22 protein-coding genes are annotated in these 20877 nt (G+C 72.4%); 11 read left to right on the forward strand and 11 right to left on the reverse strand.

From position 1 onward, the window contains the following. Positions 1-99: 99 nt before the first annotated feature. From IFT36_RS09725 to IFT36_RS09735, 3 genes are all read right to left on the reverse strand, one after another. Positions 100-1131, reverse strand: a complete 1032-nt coding sequence (locus IFT36_RS09725; RefSeq protein WP_200413001.1) for an NADPH:quinone reductase — start codon at positions 1129-1131, stop codon at positions 100-102. Positions 1132-1255: 124 nt separating this feature from the next. Next, positions 1256-2218 carry an acetylxylan esterase gene (locus IFT36_RS09730; protein ID WP_200413002.1) on the reverse strand — a complete coding sequence of 321 codons (963 nt, stop codon included), beginning with the start codon at positions 2216-2218 and terminating at the stop codon, positions 1256-1258. Between the two features lie 61 nt (positions 2219-2279). Continuing rightward, complete coding sequence (locus tag IFT36_RS09735) at positions 2280-3323, reverse strand: LLM class flavin-dependent oxidoreductase (RefSeq protein ID WP_200413003.1); 1044 nt, start codon at positions 3321-3323, stop codon at positions 2280-2282. Between the two features lie 66 nt (positions 3324-3389). Between IFT36_RS09735 and IFT36_RS09740 the strand changes: the two genes are divergently transcribed. Next, positions 3390-3791: a hypothetical protein gene (locus IFT36_RS09740; protein ID WP_173150793.1), complete on the forward strand. Its 402-nt coding sequence runs from the start codon at positions 3390-3392 to the stop codon at positions 3789-3791. A 255-nt stretch (positions 3792-4046) separates the two neighbouring features. Continuing rightward, a complete protein-coding gene (locus IFT36_RS09745) occupies positions 4047-4664 on the forward strand; it encodes a TetR/AcrR family transcriptional regulator (protein WP_200413004.1) in 618 nt (205 codons plus the stop codon). 12 nt (positions 4665-4676) lie between these two features. On the opposite strand, the gene IFT36_RS09750 is transcribed toward IFT36_RS09745, so the two are convergent. Continuing rightward, complete coding sequence (locus tag IFT36_RS09750) at positions 4677-5999, reverse strand: MFS transporter (RefSeq protein WP_200413005.1); 1323 nt, start codon at positions 5997-5999, stop codon at positions 4677-4679. Positions 6000-6140: 141 nt separating this feature from the next. Between IFT36_RS09750 and IFT36_RS09755 the strand changes: the two genes are divergently transcribed. The 4 genes from IFT36_RS09755 (at position 6141) to IFT36_RS09770 (ending at position 9694) form a co-directional block, all read left to right on the forward strand. Then, the gene (locus IFT36_RS09755; RefSeq protein ID WP_043594893.1) at positions 6141-6998 is read left to right on the forward strand and encodes a LysR substrate-binding domain-containing protein; all 858 of its coding nucleotides are present in this window, start codon (positions 6141-6143) and stop codon (positions 6996-6998) included. A gap of 82 nt (positions 6999-7080) precedes the next feature. Beyond that, entirely contained in the window at positions 7081-7485 is a 405-nt protein-coding gene (locus tag IFT36_RS09760) for a DoxX family protein (RefSeq protein ID WP_200413006.1), read from the forward strand. 112 nt (positions 7486-7597) lie between these two features. Then, positions 7598-9067 (forward strand): NCS2 family permease, encoded by a 1470-nt coding sequence (locus tag IFT36_RS09765; RefSeq protein WP_200413007.1) that lies wholly within the window; start codon positions 7598-7600, stop codon positions 9065-9067. 144 nt (positions 9068-9211) lie between these two features. Continuing rightward, positions 9212-9694 carry a VOC family protein gene (locus IFT36_RS09770; RefSeq protein ID WP_123569996.1) on the forward strand — a complete coding sequence of 161 codons (483 nt, stop codon included), beginning with the start codon at positions 9212-9214 and terminating at the stop codon, positions 9692-9694. Positions 9695-9725: 31 nt separating this feature from the next. On the opposite strand, the gene manD is transcribed toward IFT36_RS09770, so the two are convergent. From manD to IFT36_RS09785, 3 genes are all read right to left on the reverse strand, one after another. Further along, a complete protein-coding gene (gene manD / locus IFT36_RS09775; RefSeq protein WP_200413008.1) occupies positions 9726-10964 on the reverse strand; it encodes a D-mannonate dehydratase ManD in 1239 nt (412 codons plus the stop codon). A 168-nt stretch (positions 10965-11132) separates the two neighbouring features. Further along, positions 11133-11993 (reverse strand): aldo/keto reductase, encoded by an 861-nt coding sequence (locus IFT36_RS09780; RefSeq protein WP_200413009.1) that lies wholly within the window; start codon positions 11991-11993, stop codon positions 11133-11135. Continuing rightward, on the reverse strand, positions 11990-12853 hold the full coding sequence (locus tag IFT36_RS09785; RefSeq protein ID WP_200413010.1) for an EI24 domain-containing protein: 864 nt from the start codon (positions 12851-12853) through the stop codon (positions 11990-11992). The genes IFT36_RS09780 and IFT36_RS09785 overlap by 4 nt, the downstream gene beginning before the upstream one ends. Positions 12854-12974: 121 nt before the next feature. On the opposite strand from IFT36_RS09785, the gene IFT36_RS09790 reads away from it, so the two are divergent. Next, complete coding sequence (locus tag IFT36_RS09790; protein ID WP_056044991.1) at positions 12975-13979, forward strand: aldo/keto reductase family protein; 1005 nt, start codon at positions 12975-12977, stop codon at positions 13977-13979. 94 nt (positions 13980-14073) lie between these two features. Here IFT36_RS09790 and IFT36_RS09795 read toward each other — a convergent pair whose 3' ends face one another. The 3 genes from IFT36_RS09795 to IFT36_RS09805 all read right to left on the reverse strand — a co-directional run bounded on the left by IFT36_RS09795 (position 14074) and on the right by IFT36_RS09805 (position 16544). Next, the gene (locus tag IFT36_RS09795; RefSeq protein WP_056044992.1) at positions 14074-14622 is read right to left on the reverse strand and encodes a YbhB/YbcL family Raf kinase inhibitor-like protein; all 549 of its coding nucleotides are present in this window, start codon (positions 14620-14622) and stop codon (positions 14074-14076) included. A gap of 73 nt (positions 14623-14695) precedes the next feature. Beyond that, the gene (locus IFT36_RS09800) at positions 14696-15559 is read right to left on the reverse strand and encodes an aldo/keto reductase (RefSeq protein WP_200413011.1); all 864 of its coding nucleotides are present in this window, start codon (positions 15557-15559) and stop codon (positions 14696-14698) included. A gap of 13 nt (positions 15560-15572) precedes the next feature. After that, the gene (locus IFT36_RS09805; protein ID WP_056044998.1) at positions 15573-16544 is read right to left on the reverse strand and encodes an aldo/keto reductase; all 972 of its coding nucleotides are present in this window, start codon (positions 16542-16544) and stop codon (positions 15573-15575) included. Between the two features lie 62 nt (positions 16545-16606). Between IFT36_RS09805 and IFT36_RS09810 the strand changes: the two genes are divergently transcribed. From IFT36_RS09810 to IFT36_RS09825, 4 genes are all read left to right on the forward strand, one after another. After that, positions 16607-17014 carry a TIGR02611 family protein gene (locus IFT36_RS09810; RefSeq protein WP_082460206.1) on the forward strand — a complete coding sequence of 136 codons (408 nt, stop codon included), beginning with the start codon at positions 16607-16609 and terminating at the stop codon, positions 17012-17014. 70 nt (positions 17015-17084) lie between these two features. Continuing rightward, on the forward strand, positions 17085-18032 hold the full coding sequence (locus IFT36_RS09815; RefSeq protein ID WP_056045000.1) for a J domain-containing protein: 948 nt from the start codon (positions 17085-17087) through the stop codon (positions 18030-18032). Positions 18033-18121: 89 nt separating this feature from the next. Continuing rightward, positions 18122-18508 (forward strand): VOC family protein, encoded by a 387-nt coding sequence (locus IFT36_RS09820; RefSeq protein WP_056045002.1) that lies wholly within the window; start codon positions 18122-18124, stop codon positions 18506-18508. Positions 18509-18717: 209 nt separating this feature from the next. Then, entirely contained in the window at positions 18718-19695 is a 978-nt protein-coding gene (locus tag IFT36_RS09825) for an NUDIX hydrolase (RefSeq protein WP_056045004.1), read from the forward strand. Positions 19696-19755: 60 nt separating this feature from the next. Here the strand turns inward: IFT36_RS09825 and IFT36_RS09830 are convergent. Then, on the reverse strand, positions 19756-20877 hold a 1122-nt coding region (locus tag IFT36_RS09830; RefSeq protein ID WP_200413012.1), incomplete at its 5' end, for a S1C family serine protease.

Genomic DNA, 20877 nt, shown 5'->3' on the forward strand with positions numbered 1-20877 from the left:
TAGCCAGCGCCGCCCGCGCCGCCCCGCGTCCGTCGAGGCGGCGCCGGGCCATGCGGAGCCCGTCGTCGACGCGGCGCCGGACTACGCGGCGCCCGTCGTCTACTCGGCGGAGACCTCGATCAGCACCTTGCCGACCACGTCGCCCTCGACGGCCTCGTGGGCGGCGGCCGTGTCGGCGAGCGGGAAGGTGTGCAGCGGCAGGCCGGCGGCCTCGCCGACCGGCAGCACGCCGTCGCGCAGGGCCGCGGTGACGTCCTCGACGGCGGCCCGCAGCGCCTCCTCGCCCACGGTGTAGAGCAGGACGAACTGGAACCGGGTGTTCGTGATCATGTTCGCCCGGATCGGGATGGTCGTCGTGTCGCCGCCGTTGTCGGCGTAGATCGCCACGGAGGCGCGGTGGGCGACGACGTCGGCCAGCAGGTCGGCGTTCTGCGAGATCGCGACCTCGACGACGACGTCGACGCCCGCGGGGGCGATCTCGCGGATGCGGGCGGCGGCGTCGTCCGTGCGGTAGTTGACGACGTGGTGGGCACCGGCGGCCGTGGCCAGGGCGGCCTTCTCGTCGCTGCTGATGGTCGTGACGACGGTGGCCCCGGCCCAGCGGGCGAGCTGGATGGCGGCGTGACCGACCGCACCCGCGCCTCCGGCGACGAGGACGACGGCGCCGTCGAGGCTGCCGGGGGTCAGGCGGCTCGGGCCGTCCTCCCACACGGTGAGCGCGCGGTGGGCGGTCATGGCGGGGACGCCGAGGCTCGCACCGACGTCCAGGCCGACGCCGTCGGGCAGCGGGACGACGCGGGACGCGGGCAGGACGGTGAACTCCTGCGCGGTGCCGGTGGGGCGCTGGTGGGCCGAGAGGTAGGTCCAGACGCGGTCGCCGACCGAGAGGCCGGTGACGCCCTCGCCGACGGCGTCGACGACGCCCGAGCCGTCCTGGTTGGGCGTGACCTCGGGGAACGGCAGCGACTCGCCGGGCCCACCGCCTGCGCGGGACTTCCAGTCGGTGGGGTTGACGCCCGAGAACACGACGCGCACCCGCACCTCGCCGGCGGCGGGTTCGGGCAGGTCGCGGTCGACGAGCTGCAGCACGGTGGGGGCGGGTCCGGTCTCGGAGTACACGATCGACTTCATGCCCGGAGCCAACCAGACCCGGCCCCGCCGTGTTCCCGCCCGGGACGCCACCGAGTGGACACGGCACCGCTGCACGTCACGGTGTCGTGCCCACTCGACGGCGTCGTGTGGTGCGCGGGCCGGCTCAGGACCCGGCGCCGCGGAACAGGGCGAGCGCCAGCAGGTCGTCCTCGAACCCGCCGCCCTCGTGCCCGTTGTACGGCCACACCGTGACGTCGGCCGCCCCGGCGTACGCGTGGAACGCGCCGAACACCGTCGACGGCGGGCAGGTCGGGTCCATCAGCGCCGTCGTGAACAGGGCCGGGGCCGTGGCCCGCCTCGCGAAGTTGACGCCGTCGTAGTACGCGAGGACGTCGTGCACCGAGGAGGCGCGGTGCCGGTGGACCGCCAGGTAGCGTCCGATCTCCTTGTACGGGTCGGCGTCGGTGATGACGGTCGCGCGCCGGAAGTCGCAGAGGAACGGCACGTACGCCGCGACGGCGGCGAGGTCGGGGACGAGTCCCGCGACGGCGAGGGCGATGCCGCCGCCCTGGCTGCCGCCGACGACGGACACCCGGGAGGCGTCGACGGCGTCGAGCCCGCGCGCGGCCTCGACGGCGCGGACGGCGTCGGCGAACACCCGGCGGTAGTAGTAGGTCTCCCGCGAGTCGATGCCCCGCGTCATGACGCCGGGGTGGGCCGGGCCCGAGCCGTCCGGGTCGGGGGTGTCGCCGAGGCTCCACCCCGAGCCCTGGCCGCGGGTGTCCATCTGCAGGTGAGCGAAGCCGGCCGACGACCAGAAGAGGTTCTCGACGGCGGCGCCGCGACCGCCGCCGTAGCCGACGAACTGCACGACCGCCGGCAACGGTCCCTCCGCTGCGGCCGGCACGCGCAACCAGGCCCGCACGGGCTGACCCGCCCACCCGGAGAACGTCACGTCGTAGACGTCGACCGTCGTCAGCCCCGTGTCGACCCGGTCGACCCGCAGGTCGAGCGGGTGCGCCCGCGTCTCGGAGAGCGTCGTCGCCCAGAACTCGTCGAAGTCGTCGGGGTCGGTCTGGGTGCTGCGGTACTCCCGCAGGGCGGGTTCGGGCAGGTCGGTGAACATGCCCCCTTGTCTACCGCAGCCCGCGACGACAGCCGAGGAGGCGCGGTGCAGGAGGCGCGGCTCAGCTCGCGCGGGCCAGGTTCGGCACCCAGCCGAACGCCGGGGCGACGTGGTCCGCCACCGTCTGCAGCAGACGGGCGTTGTAGGCGACCCCCAACTGGTTGGGCACCGTCAGCAGGATCGTGTCGGCGTCCCGGACTGCGGCGTCGGCGGCCAACTGCTCGGCGATGACGTCGGGTTCGCCCACGTAGCTCTTGCCGAAGCGTGACTGCACGCCGTCGAGCAGACCGACCTGGTCCTGCGAGTCGGCCTGGGCGCGGACGCCGAAGTAGCGACGGTCCTCGTCGGTGGTGATCGGGATCACGCTGCGGCTGACGGACACCCTCGGCTCACGGGCGTGCCCGGCGGCGCGGTAGGCCTCCCGGTACAGCGCGATCTGCTCGGCCTGCAGCTCGTCGAACGGCACCCCCGTGTCCTCCGTCAGGAGGGTGCTGCTCATCAGGTTCATGCCCTGCTCGCCGGTCCAGACGGCCGTCGACCGGCTGCCGGAACCCCACCAGATGCGCTCGCCGAGGCCGGGGGAGTGCGGCTCGACCGAGAGCCCGTGCGACCAGCCGGTCATCTTGGGGTCCGACTCGGCGACGTCTGCGCCGTCGATCGCCGCCCGGAACGCCTCGGTGTGCCGGCGGGCGAGGTCGGCGTCGCTCTCGCCGTCGAGGGGGACGTGGCCGAAGGCCTCCCAGCCCCGCAGGGCGGGCTCGGGTGATCCGCGGCTGACGCCGAGCTGCAGACGCCCCGCGCTGATCAGGTCGGCGGCCGCCGCCTGCTCGGCCATCGAGAGCGGGTTCTCGTAGCGCATGTCGATCACGCCGGTGCCGAGTTCGATGCGGGTCGTCCGCGCGGCCATCGCCGCGAGCAGCGGGAACGGGTTGGCGGCCTGGCGCACGTAGTGGTGCACGCGCACGGCGGCCACGTCGACGCCGATCTCCTCCGCGGCCTCGGCCAGCTCGATCGACTGGACCAGCGCCTCCCGGGCGGTCGGCGTCGCCGAGCCCCGCACGTCCTGGTAATGGCCGAACGACAGGAACCCGATGCGCTTCTTCATGACCGGGCGAACCCCCGACGTCGCCCGGCCATTCCGTCGGGCGGCCGTGCTGGGTAGCGTGGTGCCGTGGAGAACCGCTTTCGCATCGACGGTGACGACCTCGGCATCGACCTGCGCGCCTCCTCGGTCATGCTCGGAGACGACGGCGTCGTGGACGCCCGCATCGTCGCGGGTCGGGTGCCCGAGGTCGCGGACTGGTCCGACGAGCCGCCGTCGCTGGTGTTCCGTGACGTGCCCGTGAAGTTCGACGGTGCCACCTTCGGCGCCACGGTCGACGACGACCTGCTCGACGAGCACGAGATCGTCTTCCGGCTCGGCGAGAACCTCGACGTGCACGGGGTGCTCAGCCTCGGTGCCGGCGACCGGCTGCGCTTCGTGGGCACCACGCACGTCTCGGGCGAGCCGAAGGCCTGGCGCCTCGACGTCTCGATCGGCTTCGGCGGATCGGCGCGGCGCACCGCGATCTGACGCGGCTCGCGGTCGACGCCGGGAGGCGCGGGTCGTGCCCCTTCGACGGCCCCCGACGACGGGTGGGGTGCGGGGTGCGCGACCGGCCTGGGGACGTGGTGAGGGTCGGACGGTCGCGCACCCGCGCGTTCTCCTGATGCTTCGGGTTCACCAGGCGATCACGATGGTAGCGCCTGGATACCCGTCGGTATGCGCCTTCTCCGGGGGCGGCGCGGGTGACTTCTGAGGATCACCCGCACCCGTTAGGGTCGCAGCATGGCCACCACCTCCGGGGCTCCGATTCCCCGCATCCCACGAGCCGAGGTCAAGCAGCGGCTGCTCGACGCGGCGGCCGAGCTGTTCTCCCGACGCGGGGTGCACGCGACCACCCTGGACGACGTCGCGCGGGCCGCCGGGTTCAGCAAGGGTGCGGTCTACTCGAACTTCTCGTCGAAGGACGACCTGGTCCGCAGCCTCATGCGTCGCGAGACCGACGGCGCGCTCGGCGCCCTCGAGGGCATGTTCTTCCCGGGCACCTCGCTCGACCAGCTGCCCGAGAAGATCGGCACGGCGTTCGCGCCCTACGGCCCCGGGCAGGTCGAGGACTTCGCGTTGATGAGCGAGTTCCGCGCGCACGCCCTCTCGCACCCCGAGGTGATGGCCGACTTCGTCCGTCAGCGCCGCGAGGTGCTCGACGCCCTGCACGGCCTCGTCGAGGAGGTCTTCCAGGGGCAGACCGTCCCCGTGACCGGTCTCGAGCCGCGGACGCTCGCCCGCGTCCTCATCTGCATCACGCTGGGCGTCGCCTTCGACTGGCCTGCCACGGGTGAGCAGGCGGCCGGCGACGTCATGGGCGACGTCGTCGCCGCCCTCACCCGCGGCGTGACCCCCTGACGCCCGCCCGGCCTAGCGCTGCTCGATCGTGACGACGGGCACGTGCCAGCGGGTCCGGACCTGCAGGGTCAGCTGACCCCGCCGGGCGAGCACCAAGGCCGTCACGGCGGCGGCGACGGCCGGCACGCCGCCCGAGACGATCATGCCGACGTGCGTGCCGAAGGTCTCGACGATCACGCCCATCAGCGGTCCGCCGATCGCCTGGCCGCCGAGCAGCACCAGGATGTACAGCGACATCACGCGCCCCCGGATCGCGATGTTGCTCGACATCTGCACCAGCTGGTTCGCGGCCGTCAAGAACAGCAACGACGCGAGCCCGACGCCGACGAGGACGACGGCGAACGGCACGAGCGAGGGCATCGAGCCGGCGACGGCCTGCAGCACGCCGGTGACGAGCACGCCCAGCACGATGGTGCGCAGCCGGATCGTCGCGCGCCGCGTCGACAGCAGGGCGCCGGTCAGGGCCCCGACGGCGATCATCGAGTTGAAGAGGCCGTACCCGCCGGGCCCCACGTCGTAGACGTCCGCCGCGAACGACGCGAGCAGCACGGGCATCGTGAGGCCGAACACGGCGTAGACGCCGACGAGCAGCACCGGCACGACGATGGTCGGCTTCGAGCGGGCGTAGGCGAGGCCCTGCCGCAGCTGGCCGCGGCCTCGTGCCGACGAGGCGACCCGGGTCATCTGCGCGGTCCGCAGCATCGTCAGCATCACGACGACCACGAGGCAGGCGACGCCGTTGACGACGAACGCCCACCCCGCGCCGACCGCCAGCAGCAGCACGCCGGCGATCGCGGGGCCCACCATGCCGCCCAGCTGGAACACGCTCGAGTTGACGCTGATGGCGTTGCGGAGGTGGGTGTGACCGACGAGCTCGGTGACGATCACCTGTCGGGCCGGGTTGTCGACCACGGTGACGAGGCCCGTGGCGAAGGCGATGGCGAAGACGTGCCAGGCCTCGACGACGCCCGCCAGGGTCAGGGCGGCGAGCCCCAGGCTGAGCACGGCGAACAGGCTCTGCGTGACGAGCATGAGGGCGCGCTTCGAGAAGCGGTCGACGATGACCCCGCCGAGCAGGCCGAAGAACAGCATCGGGGCGAACTGCATCGCCACCGTGATGCCCACGGCCGTCGCGCTGCCGGTCAGTTCGAGCACGAGCCAGTCCTGGGCGATGCGCTGCATCCACCCGGCGGTCATCGCGACGACGTTGCCGGCCGTCCAGAGACGGAAGTTCGGCACGCTGAGGGCGATGAAGGTGTGCCGCCATGGCGGGCGGGTCGTGCTGATCGGGAGCGGGGCGGTCGGGGGGAAGTCGGTGCGGGGCGGGGCGGACATCACGTTCCTGCGCTGGTGGTTCGGTTCACGGTCTGCACCAACGGTAGGGCCGGCCTGGTCATTCGGACCCCGGTGGGGGATGATCAATCACATTGGCTTCGTGAATGACGAAGCCCGAGACCCTTCGACGGAGGAGGCGCGGTGTACGACCCCACGCTGCTCGCGACGTTCCTCGTCGTGGCCGAGACGCGCAGCTTCACCCGGGCCGCCCAGCGTCTCGGCATCAGCCAGCCGACGGTCAGCCAGCAGGTCGGCCGGCTCGAGAAGGCCGCGGGCCGCACGCTCGTCGCCCGCGACACCCGGGACGTCCGACTGACCGACAACGGCGACGCCATGGCCGGCTTCGCGCGCACGATCCTCGCCGCGCACGCCGCGGCCGAGAGCTACTTCAGCGGCTCGGCCATGCGGGGCCGCCTGCGCTTCGGCGCCGCCGACGACCTCGCCATCACCCAGCTGCCGCGCATCCTGCGCCACTTCCGCCAGCTCTACCCGCAGATCAACCTCGAGCTGACCGTCAACCAGTCCGCGCCGCTGCGCCGTCGTCTGGCCGCGGGGCACCTCGACCTGATCTTCGTGAAGCAGACCGCGGGCGAGTCCGACGAGGGCACGCGGGTCGCGGGCGACGCCATGGTCTGGATCGGCCAGGAGAAGCTGGTCGTCGAACCCGGCCAGCCCGTGCCGCTCATCGCGTACCAGGCGCCCAGCCTGAGCCGGCAGATGGCCATCGACGCCCTCGAGCGCGCCGGCCGCACCTGGCGGATCACCTGCAACACCCGTGACGTCAACGGCGTCCTCGCCGCCGTGCGGGCCGGCATGGGGGTCGCCGTGTTCCCGTTCTCGCTGATCCCGACCGACCTCGTCAAGGTCAGCGACCGGTTCTCGCTGCCCACCCTCGGCGACGTCGACTACGTGCTCGTCGCCAACCCGGGTGCCGCCCGTGAGCCCGTCGACGCCCTCATGTCGGCCATCACCAGCCGGGGCGTCAGCCGCGCCGTCTGACCCGGTCCGACGGGACGCACCGGTCAGCCACTCCGGCGCGCCGCCCCCGCCCGACCCCGGGAGGCGCGCGCAAGATGGTCGCATGAGTCACCGCCCCACACGCCGTCAGAAGTCCGCCGCCCGTCGGGACGCCCGCGTCCTCGCCGCGATCCTGTGCGGTTCCGGCCTCCTGCACCTCGCCACACCCGCGGTCTACGACGCGGTCGTCCCGAGGAGCGTCCCGGGGCCGGCCCGCTTCTGGACGATCGGCTCCGGTCTCGCCGAGGTCGGCATCGCCGCCGCCCTCCTCGCCCCGCGCACGCGTCCGGTCGGCGGGCTCGCCGCCGCCGCGCTCTTCGTCGCCGTCTTCCCGGCCAACGTCTCGATGGCCCTCCGCGCCCTGACGAGCGAGCGGGCCACGACGGCTCGCCGGGTCGTCACCCTCGTGCGGCTGCCGTTGCAGGTGCCGCTGGTGACGCGCGCGCTCGGCGTGCACCGCGCCTCCTAGGCGTCCGGGCGCGTCGCGGTCGCGGGGCGGGGCCGTTGCTGGGTGCACCCTGGGCACGCCCTATCCTGTTCTCTTCCCCCTCGACATCCGATCTCACCGGAGACGCATCGCCATGGCCACGAACGCCCCCGTCACCACCCCGCCGAGACCCGGAGTCGGGGGCACCCTCGACCGGTTCTTCGAGATCACCCATCGCGGCTCGACCTGGGCCCGCGAGATCCGGGGCGGCGTCGTCACCTTCGTCACGATGGCGTACATCGTCATCCTGAACCCGTTGATCCTCGGCGGCTTCAGTGCCGACCAGGCCGCCAAGGACGTCGCCGGCAACTGGCTGGAGAACGGCCAGGTGGGCGCGGTCACGGCCCTCACCGCCGGCGTCATGACGATCCTCTTCGGAACCGTCGCGCGCCTCCCGTTCGCGTTCGCCGCCGGACTCGGCATCAACTCGTTCCTGGCCGTCAACGTCGTGCAGGACGTCACCTGGCCCGAGGCCATGGGTCTCGTGGTGATCAACGGGCTCGTCATCACGATCCTCGCCGTGACCGGTCTGCGCAGCATGATCTTCACCGCGGTGCCCGCCGCGCTCAAGACCGCGATCACGGTCGGCATCGGCCTGTTCATCGCGTTCATCGGCCTGGTCGACTCGGGCTTCGTGCGCACCAGCGGGACGTCGTCGCCGCCCCTGCAGCTCGGTGACTCCGGCTCGGTGGCGACCCTCCCGACCATCACCTTCGTCATCGGCCTGCTCGTCATCGGCGTGCTGATGGCCCGCAAGGTGCGGGGGGCGATCTTCATCGGCATCGTCGCGTCCACCATCATCGCCATCGCCCTTCAGGCGATCTTCCAGGTGCCGCCGTCGAACGGCCAGAACCTCGACGACTGGAACCTCAACGCCCCCGTGCTGCCCACCCAGATCGTGGCCCTGCCCGACCTCTCGCTGGTCGGCCAGTTCAGCTTCGGGGCCTTCGCCCGCATCGGCGTGCTGTCGGCGGTCATGCTGGTCTTCACGCTCGTCTTCACCAACTTCTTCGACGCCATGGGCACGATGACCGGCCTGGCCAAGGCCGGCGACGTCGCGGACGCCGACGGCACCTTCCCCCGCCTCCGCTCGGCCCTGATCGTCGAGGGCGTCGGCGCGGTCGCGGGCGGTGCGACGAGTTCGTCGTCCAACACCGTGTTCGTCGAGTCCGCCTCGGGCATCGGCGAAGGCGCCCGGACGGGCTTCGCCTCGGTCGTCACCGGTGCGCTGTTCCTGCTCGCCATGTTCTTCACGCCGCTGACCCAGGTCGTCCCGCTCGAGGTCGCCGCCTCGGCGCTCGTGATCGTCGGCGCGCTCATGGTGTCTCAGATCAGCCAGATCGACTGGACCGACTTCTCGGTCGCCCTGCCGGTGTTCCTGACGATCATCACCATGCCGCTGACCTACTCGATCGCGAACGGCATCGGCGTCGGCTTCGTCAGCTGGGTGGTCGTGCGGGCGTTCGCGGGCAGGGCCCGCACGATCAGCCCCCTGCTCTGGGTCGTCGCGGCGGGGTTCCTCGTCTACTTCGTGCGCGGCCCGATCGAGGCGCTGATCGGCTAGACGCCCACTGGGACGTCACGACGTGCCGCTCGGCGTTCTGGCCGCGCGGTACGACGTGACGTCTCGTGCCGCGATCCGCTCCGCAGTACGCTGACCGGCAGCGGGCGGCGACGGCGCCGCCTGCCCACCCCGAGGAGGCGCGTCATGCCCCGCATCACCCCCACGCTCTGGTTCGGTCGTGACGTCGAGACCGCAGCGGACTTCTACGTCACCCTGTTCCCGTCGTCGCGCGTCACCGACGTGTCGCGCTATCCCGACGACTTCCCCGACGCAGCCACGGCCGGTCAGGCCCTCGTCGTCGACCTCGAACTCGACGGCCAGCCCTACCGCCTGCTGAACGGCGGCGACGGAGGGCCGAGGCCGACCGAGGCCACGTCGTTCTCGATCTCGGTCGAGTCCCAGGACGAGCTCGACCACTACTGGGACGCCTTCGCGGCCGACGGCGGACAGGAGGGGCGGTGCGGCTGGGTGACGGACCGCTGGGGCTTCTCCTGGCAGGTCGTCCCGTCGGTGATGGACCGCTACCTCGGCGGGCCCGACCCCGAGGGCGCCGCCCGGGCCATGACCGCGATGATGGGCATGACGCGGTTGGTCATCGCCGAGCTGGCGGCGGCCTACGAGGGGTGACCGACGCGCTCGCCCGCGCCGCGCCTCCTCGTCACCAGTCGTGGACGGTCCCGTCCGCGAGGCGGTTGTAGGGCAGGTAGGCCTGCGCGTAGGGGTACGCCGCGGCGGCCCGCTCGTCCAGCTCGACCCCGATGCCGGGCTGCTCACCCGGGTGCAGCATGCCGTCCTCGAACGTGAAGCTCTGCTCGAAGACCTCGTCCGTCCTCGCGCCGTGCTTCATGTACTCCTGGATGCCGAAGTTGTGGATCGCGAGTCCGAGGTGCATCGCGGCCGCCATGCCGACCGGTGAGATGTCGGTCGGACCGTGCATGCCGGACTTGATCTGGTACTGCGAGGCGTACTCGAGCACCTTCTTGAGGTGGGTGATGCCGCCCGTGTGCGTGACGGCGCTGCGGACGTAGTCGATCAACTGCTCGCGGATGATCTGCTGGTAGTCCCACACGGTGTTGAAGATCTCGCCGATGGCCAGCGGGGTCGTCGTGTGCTGCCGGACGAGTCGCAGGGCCTCGGGGTTCTCGGCCGGGGTGACGTCCTCGAGCCAGAAGAGGTCGAAGGGCTCCAGGCTCTTGCCGAGCCTCGCCGCCTGGATCGGCGTCATGCGGTGGTGTCCGTCGTGCAGCAGGGGGATCTCGGGGCCGAACTCGTTCCGCACCGCCTCGAACACGGTGGGCACGTGCCGCAGGTACGAGCGGGTGTCCCAGTCCTCCTCGTTCGGCAGGGCCCCGCGTTGGGCGGGCTCGTGGTCGTAGCGCACGCCGCTGTTGGCGTCGAAGGTGGCGTTCGAGGCGATGCCGTAGATCGACTCGAGGCCGGGCACCCCGGTCTGCACGCGGATGGCCTTGTAGCCCTGTTCCTGGTGGTCTCGGACGCTGTCGAAGAGCTCCTCGAGGTCCTTCCCCGAGGCGTGGCCGTAGGTCAGCAACCCCGTGCGCGAGGCTCCGCCGAGCAGCTGGTAGAGGGGCAGGCCGGCGACCTTGGCCTTGATGTCCCAGAGGGCGACGTCGACCGCGGCGATGGCGGCCATCGTGACCGGCCCTCGCCGCCAGTACGCGCTGCGGTAGAGGAACTGCCAGGTGTCCTCGATGCGGGCCGGGTCGCGCCCGATCAGCAGGGGCACGACGTGTTCGGTCAGGTAGGCGACGACGGCGAGTTCGCGCCCGTTCAGGGTGGCGTCGCCGAGGCCGGTCACGCCGTCGGAGGTCGTGATCTTCAGCGTCACGAAGTTGCGGTCGGGGCTGGTGACGATCACGTCGGCTCTGTCGATGATCATGCGGTGTCCTCTGGAGCTCGCGTCCGGGTGACGTCGATGTCACCCGGGCTGGTCCCTCCACTCTGGCGCATGCGCGAGCGCGAGGCGAGCCCGTCGGGCGCATGCGCGAGCGCGAGGCGAGCCCGTCGGGCGCATGCGCGGGCGCGAGGCGAGCCCGGGAGGCGCGGGTCAGCGCATCTCGAGCGGCACCCTGGTCGTCGGCGCGGGGAACGCGCGCTCGAGCTGCACGAACGCCTGGTCGTCGAGGTCGACGGCCAGTGCGGCCGCGTTCTCGAGGGTGTGCCCGGCCGTGCCCGCCTTGACGGCGACCATGAGGTCGGGCACGAGGCGCAGCACCCAGGCGAGGGCGAGTTGCGCCGACGAGACGCCGAGATCGGTCGCGACCTGCTCGAGCACGGGGTGACCGAGCAGCTCGCCGCCGTCGACGGGGGAGTACGAGGTGAGCGGCACGCCGTGCTCGCGCGCCCAGGGCAGCAGGTCGAACTCGGGTCCGCGACGGGCCAGGTTGTAGAGGACCTGGTTCGTCTGGACGTTCTGGCCACCGGGCACCGAGAGCAGCTCGTGCAGGTCCTCGACGTCGAAGTTGCTGACGCCCCAGCCGCCGATCGCGCCCTCGGCGACCAGCGCCTCCAGGGCCTCGACGGTCTCGGCGAGCGGGTGGCGACCCCGCCAGTGCAGCAGGTAGAGGTCGAGGCGGTCGGTGCCCAGGCGCTCGAGGCTGGCGTGGCAGGCCTCGACCGTGCCCCGCCGCGAGGCGTTGCCCGGCAGCACCTTGCTCACCAGGAACACCTCGTCGCGCCGGCCCGCGATCGCCTCGCCGACCAGCTGTTCGGACCGCCCGCCGCCGTACATCTCGGCGGTGTCGATCATGGTCAGGCCGGCGTCGAGGCCGGCCCGCAGGGCGGCGACCTCGTCGGCGCGGCGCCGTGGGTCGTCGCCGATGTTCCAGGTGCCCTGGCCGAGGGCCGGGACGACGCGCCCGTCGGGCAGGGCGACGGCGGGATTGGTCGGAGTCGCGGGGGTGGTCATGCCGGGGGATGGTAGTCGTCGCGCGGGGAGGGTGTGGCCGGCCCCGCCGTGCTCGGTCCCGCCGTGGTCGGTCCCGCCGTGGTCGGGCCCACCGTGGTCGGGCCCGCCGTGCTCGGCCCCGTCGTGACCTCGCGGGCCAGCAGGGTGGCCGCGGCGACGGCGGCCGGCATCACGAGCACGGCCCCGAGGGGGACGAAGAACAGGAGGTAGGTGGCGGTGCCCAGCCCCAGGGTGCGCGCCCGGTTGACGGCGAGTCCACGGCGGCGCTCGGCGAGCGAGCGGCCCCGGGCGTCGAAGGCGTACCCGGTGAGCTCGACCGCCAGGAACCATCCGCCGGTCAGGGCGCCGAGCACCGGGACGACCGTCTGGCCGAGGACCGGGACGAACCCGCCGACGAAGAGGAGGACGCCCACGCCGGCCGTGGCCAGCAGCAGTCGGAGCGAGTCGCCGGCACTCCGGGCGAGCCCGCGCCAGAAGCCCCGGTCGACGTCGGCCGGCGGGTCGCCCTCTCGCTCCTCGACGCGACGCCAGATGCGCTCGTAGAAGGGATCGCCGACGAGGAGCGTGACGGCGGTGAACGCGACGACCGCGAGCAGCACGGCCAGGGCAGCGACGGCCAGAGCTCCGCCGAGACGCACGAGGGTGCGGGACCACTCGGGCCACCCGTCGGCGAACGGCGTCAGGGTGCGGGCCAGGTCGTCGGCGGCGAGGCCCACGCCCACGAGGGCCGCGGCGAAGACCGCACCCACGACGAGGGCGGGCACCGCGCCCAGCAGCATGAGCCGCGGGGAGGTCGCCCACAGGCGCAGGCCCCGGCCGAGCAGGCCCACCCCGCCGAAGAACTCCCCGATCACCGACACGGGGCGAGCGTACCGAGTGCCGGAGGTGCGGGTGCGGTCGGACGACGCGTCACGGCGCGGGGGCGGCGCGTAGCGTCGACGGCGTGCCGCATCGAGGCGGCACCACCGAGAAAGGTCGTCCATGAAGTTCAGGTACCTCGGCAACAGCGGGCTCAAGGTCAGCGAGCTCACCTACGGCAACTGGCTCACCCACGGGTCCCAGGTGGAGAACGACACGGCGACGCGCTGCGTCCGTGCGGCTCTCGACGTCGGCATCAGCTCGTTCGACACGGCCGACGTCTACGCGAACACGCAGGCCGAGACGGTGCTCGGTGAGGCGCTGAAGGGCGAGCGGCGCGAGTCGCTCGAGATCTTCACCAAGGTCTACGGTCCCACCGGGCCCAAGGGCCACAACGACACGGGCCTCAGCCGCAAGCACGTCACCGAGTCGATCAACGGGTCGCTGAAGCGCCTGCAGACCGACTACGTCGACCTCTACCAGGCCCACCGGTACGACGTCGAGACGCCCCTCGAGGAGACGATGGAGACCTTCGCCGACCTGGTCCGCCAGGGCAAGGTGCTCTACATCGGGGTCTCGGAGTGGAACGCCGAGCAGCTGCGCGAGGCGCACGCCCTGGCTCGCGAGCTGAAGATCCAGCTCGTCTCGAACCAGCCCGAGTACTCCCTGCTCTGGCGCGTCATCGAGGACGAGGTCGTCCCGGCCTCGGCCGAACTCGGCATCTCGCAGATCGTCTGGTCTCCCGTCGCCCAGGGCGTCCTGACCGGCAAGTACACCGTCGGTGCCGAGCTGCCCGCGGGCAGCCGGGCCACCGACCAGAAGGGCGGTGCGGGCATGATCGAACGTTGGATGCGCGACGACGTCCTCGACGCCGTGGCCCAGCTCGAGCCGATCGCGTCCGACCTGGGGCTGACCCAGGCGCAGCTGTCGCTGGCGTGGGTGCTGTCGAACGAGAACGTCGCCTCGGCGATCATCGGGGCGTCGCGTCCCGAACAGGTCGAGTCGAACGCGAAGGCGTCGGGCGTCACCCTCGAGGCGGACGTCCTGTCGCGCATCGAGTCGATCTTCGACGGCCTCGCCGAGACGGACCCGCGCAAGACGCAGATGCCGGCCGGCCGCGAAGCCTGATCGGCCGTCGTCCGACGCGGCGACGCCCCGCCACGAGATCGTGGCGGGGCGTCGTCGTGCGTCGGCTCGGCGTGCGACCGCCCAGGCCCCGGGCTCAGGCCCCGGGGACCTCGAACGTCGCGGAGATCACCGCGCGGGCCAGCGTGTGGAAGTGCAGGTTGAAGCCGAGGTACGCCGGGCTGGCGGTCTCGTCCACTCCGATCTTCTCGACGTCGAGGGCGTGCACCGCGACGAAGTACGTGTGCGGTCCGTGGCCCTCGGGCGGTGCCGCACCGACGTAGCGGGCGAGCCCACCGTCGTTCTTCAGCTGGAGGGCCCCCTCGGGCAGGCCCGAGCCCTGGTCGTCACCCGCACCGGAGGGCAACGACGTCGTGTCGGCGGGGAGGTCGGCCACGGCCCAGTGCCAGAAGCCCGAGCCCGTCGGGGCGTAGGGGTCGTAGACCGTCACGGCATAGCTCTTGGTGCCCTCGGGGGCGCCGGACCAGCTCAGCTGGGGGCTGGCGTCGTCTCCGCCCGGGCCCATGATGCCGCTCACCTGCGCGCGCTGCAGTTCACCCCCGTCGGTGAGGTCCGTGCTCGAGAGCTCGAACCCGGGCACGATGCCGATGATGTCGTAGGGGCGGGTCAGGTTGGCGTCGGCCATGGCTGTCTCCTGTTCGTCGGGGATGGTCGTGACGGTGCGCCCGCCCCGAGGGGCGGGCGCACCGGGTGTGCGATCAGGCGGCGTCGAGCCGCTGGATCTCGTCGGTCGAGAGCTTGGTCGACGTCGCCGTCGCCGAGTTCATGATCGTCTGCGGTCGGGTCGACCCCGGGATCGGGATGACGAGTTCGGACTTGGCGAGCTCCCAGGCGAGCGTCAGCACCTGCGGCGTGACCCGTCGGGCGTTGGCGATCTCGGCGAACACGGCGTGCTTCGCTCCGAGCTCACCGGCGTTCGTGATGCCACCGAGGGGGCTCCACGGCAGGAACGCGATGCCCATCTCGTCGCACAGCGCGAGCTCCACCTCACTCGACCGGAACGCAGGCGAGTACTGGTTCTGCACCGACACGAGTCGGTCGTCCAGCACCTCGTTCGCTTCGCGGATCTGGTCGGGCGTGGCGTTCGAGATGCCCGCCATGCGGATGACGCCCTCGTCGAGCAGCTCCACCAGGGCGCCGATCGAGTCGGCGTAGGGCACCGCCGGGTCCGGTCGGTGGAATTGGTACAGCCCGATCGTCTCGACGCCCAGCCGTTTCGCGGAGGCCTTGGCGGCCTCCTTGAGGTAGGCCGGGTCGCCGTTCTGCGCCCACGCCCCCGCCTCGGGGCGGAGGTGTCCACCCTTCGTGGCGACGAGCACCTGGTCGGTGTCGGCGTGGTAGCTCTTCAGCGCCTTGGCGATGAGCAACTCGTTGTGCCCGACCTCGTCCTTGCCCGCCTGGTGGTAAGCGTCGGCCGTGTCGATCAGGGTGATGCCCTGCTCGAGTGCAGCATGGATGGTCGCGATGCCCTGCTTCTCGTCGGGTCGGCCCTCGATCGACAGGGGCATGCCGCCCAGGCCGATCGCACTGACCGTCACGTCTCCGATTGTCCTGGTCTTCATGTCGTCCTCCGGTTCACCACGCGTAGTCCTCGGGCGACGTCTCGTGCCCGGGGAAGATCTCGTCCAGCCGCGCCAGCGCGGCCTCGTCAAGCTCGACGTCGACGGCGGCGACCGCCGACTCCAGTTGCGCCATCGTCCGCGGGCCCGTGATCGGCCCGGTGACGCCCGGCTGGTGCAGCAGCCAGGCGAGGGCGACCTCGCCGGGCGCGTGGCCCAACTCGCGGGCGAACGCCTCGTAGGCCTCGAGCTGGTCGCGGTGTTCGGCGACGTACTCCGCGCTCCGCCCCTCGAGTCGTCGTGAGCCCTCTTCGGTCTTCTCGATGACGCCGCCGAGCAGACCGCCGTTGAGCGGCGACCACGGGATCATCCCGAGACCGTAGTGACGGGCGGCGGGCAGGGTCTCGCGCTCGACGTCCCGCACGATCAGGTTGTAGATCGACTGTTCGCTCACGAGGCCGCTGAAGTGACGTGCCTTGGCGGCTTCCTGGGCCTGCGCGATGTGCCAGCCGGCGAAGTTGCTGCTGCCGACGTAGAGGACCTTGCCCTGCTGGACCGCGACCTCCATCGCCTGCCAGATCTCGTCCCACGGCGTCTCGCGATCGACGTGGTGGAACTGGTAGAGGTCGATGTGGTCGGTCTGCAGACGCGTCAGGCTCGCGTCCAGCGCTCGACGGATGTTCAGGGCGCTGAGCTTGCCGTCGTTGGGCCAGTCGCCCATGTCGCCGTACAGCTTCGTGGCGAGGACGGTCTTCTCCCGTCGCCCGCCCCCACGGGCGAACCACCGACCGATGATCTGCTCGGTGATGCCTTCGCCCTTCTCCCAGCCGTAGACGTTGGCCGTGTCGAAGAAGTTGACGCCGAGCTCGTGGGCCCGGTCCATGATCGCGTGGGAGTCGTCTTCCGTGGTCTGGGGCCCGAAGTTCATCGTGCCGAGGACGGCCCGTGAGACGGACAACCCTGTGCGTCCGAGGTGTGTGTAATCCATGTTCCCTGGCTACCCCCTCCCGGGCCGTGCTGCTCACAGGAACGCCCCCTAACGTCGCCGTCATGGACGAGCAGCCCGAGAGCCCGGACGGCGTGCCCCTCGACGAGCGTCGCGGGGCCGGTCCGCACCGCGGTGCTCGGCGCCGTGCACTGCGCGACGGTCACGCGAAGATGCGCCTGAGGCTCGACGCGCACCCTCGGCTCCGGTTGCTCTACAAGATCGGCGTCGGGGTGCTCGGAGCCCTGATCGTCGTCGTAGGCCTCATCCTGGTCCCGCTGCCCGGACCCGGTTGGCTCGTCGTCTTCCTCGGGGTCGCCGTGCTGGGCACGGAGTTCCCGGCCGCCCACCGCATCACCCTGTGGGTGCGTCGACTCGTCGGCCGCGCCCGTCTCCGGTGGCGGGCGTGGCGGGTCGCCCGGTCGGCGCGGCGGGCGTCGACCGTGAAGCCCTCGGCCGCCCCGTCGCGGTGAACCATCGGGCCCACACGGTCCCGGCGGCCGTCGACCGGACGTCCAGCGCACGTTCGGTAAAGTCGCCGTCGTGACGCCCAGTCCCGCCTCCGCCACGCCCTACGAGGTGCTCGGCGTGCCGTCGACGGCGTCGACCGACGACCTCCGTCGCGCCTATCGACGGCTGGCCCGCCAGACCCACCCCGACCTCGGCGGCACCGCGCAGGCGTTCCGCGACGTGCAGCACGCGTGGCAGCAGGTGGGCACGCCCGAGGCCCGCGCCTCCTACGACCAGGGGTCGGCGTCCCGGAGCACCGCCCCCTCGGGCAGCGCGCGGTCCGCGGGTTCGAATGCCCCCGGCTGGTCACCGCCGCCCCGGGAGCCGGCTCGCACCGATTCGAAGCCCAAGGCCCGGGTGCACGGCCACCCCGGTGGTGCGAACCGCGAGCGGTACCTCGGCCTGATGCGTGAGTGGGTCGGTCGGGGAGTCCCGCTCGACGATCCGTACGACGAGCGCCTCGTCCGGAGCGCGCCTCCCGAGATCCGTCACGTGCTCGCCGACGCGATGGCCGAAGAGGCCACCGTCGCGGCCGTCACCGAACTCGGCATCGGCTTCACCATCTGGAGCGACGTCGACGCGGGTGTCGAGGGCAAGCTCGACCACGTCGTGCTGGGGCCGTCGGGCCTCTTCGCCATCCAGTCCTCCGACTGGGGCAGCGAGGTGCAGGTGTCGCGCGGCGAGCTCGTCGGCAGGGGCATCCCCGCCGACGAGGAGCCCGTCCGCGACCTCACGCGTCAGGCCCGCGCCGTGCGACGGGAGACCCGCGTGTCGTTCACGGCCCAGTTGATCGTGGTGCCCGACGACGACTTCGGGCCCGCCCTCGAGAAGGTCGGGCGTCGTGCCGGGGGCACCTGGGTCGTGCGTCGCTCGCTGCTGCCGCAGGTCCTGCGTCACGGTCCCGAGCTCGGCGACCGCACGAGCATCTCGGACGTCTTCGAGGTCCGGGCCCGGCTGCAGCAGGCCATCCGGTTCGTCTGACCGGGGCTGGCGCCCGGGCCCGGCAGGGTCCACGCTGGGAGCGAGACGCCGGCGTCCGTCGGCCGTCCCGCGTCAGAGAGGGGCCACCCGTGTTCCGTCCTCGGTCCGGCTACTCCGGGTTCAGCGTCGACGACGTGGCGGCCGCCACGTCCTTCTACCGCGACGTCCTCGGCCTCGAGATCGAGGTCCTCGTCGACGGTCAGATGTTCCGGCTCCGCCTCCCGGGAGGCGCGGCGTGGGTGTTCGTCTACGGCAAGCCCGACCACGCCCCCGCGTCGTACACCGTCCTCAACCTCGTCGTCGACGACGTCGACGCCGCCCTCGACGCGCTGGCCGAGCGGGGCCTCGAACCGCTCCACCTCGGCGGGTACTCCGACGAGCGGGGCGTCATGCGGGGGCGCAGCGTCGACCTGGGCCCCGACATCGCCTGGTTCACCGACCCGGCGGGCAACGTCTTCTCCGTCCAGCAGCCCTGATCGCCCGGTCCGACGCGCGAGCCGGGGAGGCGCGGTGCCGGACCCGGGGGAGGGCTGGCCCGACATCGGGTTCCGGGCCAGCCCCAGGTGTGCCTTCGGAACTGCCGCACCCATCGGTTTGGTCGCCCGCCATCGGGTCGACCCGTCGACGTGACGTCGTGCGCGCGACGCGGCCACCGCCTCTTCGTCCCTGTGGCAAGCTCGACCGTGTGAACACGCACGAGCCCGCGGACGGCTGGGTCGAGGCCCCCGACGGGCGTCGGTTCTGGGGCCGCGCCGGTGCCGCGGGCCTGCTCGTCGTCGACCCGGACGACCGGGTGCTGTTGCAGCACCGGGCCGACTGGAGCCACTTCGGCGGCACCTGGGGGCTCCCCGGCGGAGCCCGCCACCACGACGAGAGCGCGGTACAGGGCGCTCTGCGCGAGAGCGGCGAAGAGGCGGCGGTGCCGGCCGACGCGCTGCGCCTGCTGTTCGCCGCCGAGCTCGACCTCGGCTTCTGGTCGTACACGACCGTCGTGGCCCGGGCCGTGCGCCCGTTCGAGCCCGTCGTCTCGGACGCCGAGAGCATCGCCCTGAGCTGGGTGCCCGTCGACGAGGTGTCCGACCTCCCGCTCCATCCCGGATTCGCCGCGTCGTGGCCGAGGCTCCGATCCGAACTCGGGGGCCGGGTGCACGTCGTCGTCGACGTCGCGAACGTCCTCGGCTCCCGTCCCGACGGGTGGTGGCGCGATCGGGTCGGTGCCACGACTCGGTTCCTGGAGGCCCTCTCGCGGGGTGCCCGGGACGGAGTGGCCGAGGCGCTCGTCGCACCGGGTGGCGGCGGGACCCCCGCGGCGACGGGTCGGCCGGACGCCGACGACTCGCCGACGGACGCCGGGGCGTTCGCGGACGGTTCCACCGGCGAGCCTCCCGGGGCGCCCACGTGGCGGTGGCCGGACGTGACGGCCGTCGTCGAGGGCGAGGCCCGTGCCGTCGGTGGGTCGTTCCCCGGCCTGACCGTCGTCCGGGCCGAGGCCGACGGCGACTCGGCGATCGTGGCCCGCGTGCACGACCTGCGGGACGTGCCCGGCGTGGCGCCGCGCGTCGTCGTCGTCACCGCCGACCGGGGCCTCGCCGACCGGGTCCAAGCCCTCGGGGCCACCCTCGTGCGTCCAGGCGCCCTCCGCCGCGCGGTCGGCCTCGACTGACACGGGCGAACGGCCCGCTCCACCGGTCGGTGGAGCGGGCCGTTCGCGTCCGGTCCCGGGTCAGGCGGCGGGGCCGTCGCCCAGCGTGACGGTCGCGGTGTGGGACGCACCCGTCGTGTCGGTCCAGGTGACCGAGACCTGGTCACCCGAGTCGTGCGCCTGGATCGCGGCGGTGAGTGCGGACGCGTCCGCCACGGCCGTGCCGTCGATCGCGGTGATCACGTCCCCGGCGACCAGGCCGGCCGACGCCGCCGCGCTGCCCTCGACCGTGCCGGCGATCGTGACGCCGCCCGCGGTGCCGGTCGCCGTGCTCGAGATCTGCGCGCCGAGGAAGGCGGGCAGGCCGATCTGCACGGTCGAGCTCCCCGTGCCCGACTGGATCTGCTTGGCGATGGCCAGGGCGTGGTCGATCGGGATGGCGTAGCCGGTCACCGTCGACGATCCCTGCGATGCGGCCGTCACGATGCCGACGACGTCGCCGTCACCGTCGCGGAGGGGACCGCCGGAGTCGCCCGACACCACGTCCGCATCGACCTCGATGAGACCGGACAGCGACTCGGTCCCCGATCCGGACTCGCTCTGCACCGTGATCGACTGGTCCGTGGCGAGGACGGTGCCCTGGGCGGTGACGAGGTCGCCCGTGCCCTCGGCGTTGCCCGTCGAGTGGACGACGTCCCCCGTGGCGACGTCGCCGGACGCGTCGAAGCTCACCGGGGTGAGGCCCGTCGCGTCCTGCAGCTTCAGCACGGCCACGTCGTTTGTGGCATCCGTGCCGACGACGTCGGCCGTGTAGGTCGTACCGGTCGACTCGACGGTCACCTGGATGCTGGTCGCGCCCTGCACGACGTGGTTGTTCGTCAGGATGAGCCCTCCGGAGGTCAGGATCATGCCCGTGCCGGCCGACTTGTACGAGGCGTCGTAGTTCAGCGTCGACACGATGGTCACGACGCCGGCCGTCTCCTCGGCGGTGGCCGCGGTGGCGCTGGTCTGGGTCGAGGTGCCCTGCGACGAACCGTCCTGCGACGACCCGTCCTGGGGGCTCGAACCCCCGAAGGGCGATGCCGGGTCGCTCGATCCACCTCCCGGCTGCGTGAGCTGGGGGAGCAGCTCGAGCGCCTGCCGTTCGCTCGCGGCCTGGGCCGCCGCGGTGCCGGCGGAGCGACCGGCGGCGTAGGCGCCGCC

This window comes from Frigoribacterium sp. CFBP 13605 (assembly GCF_014839405.1).
Lineage (GTDB): Bacteria > Actinomycetota > Actinomycetes > Actinomycetales > Microbacteriaceae > Frigoribacterium.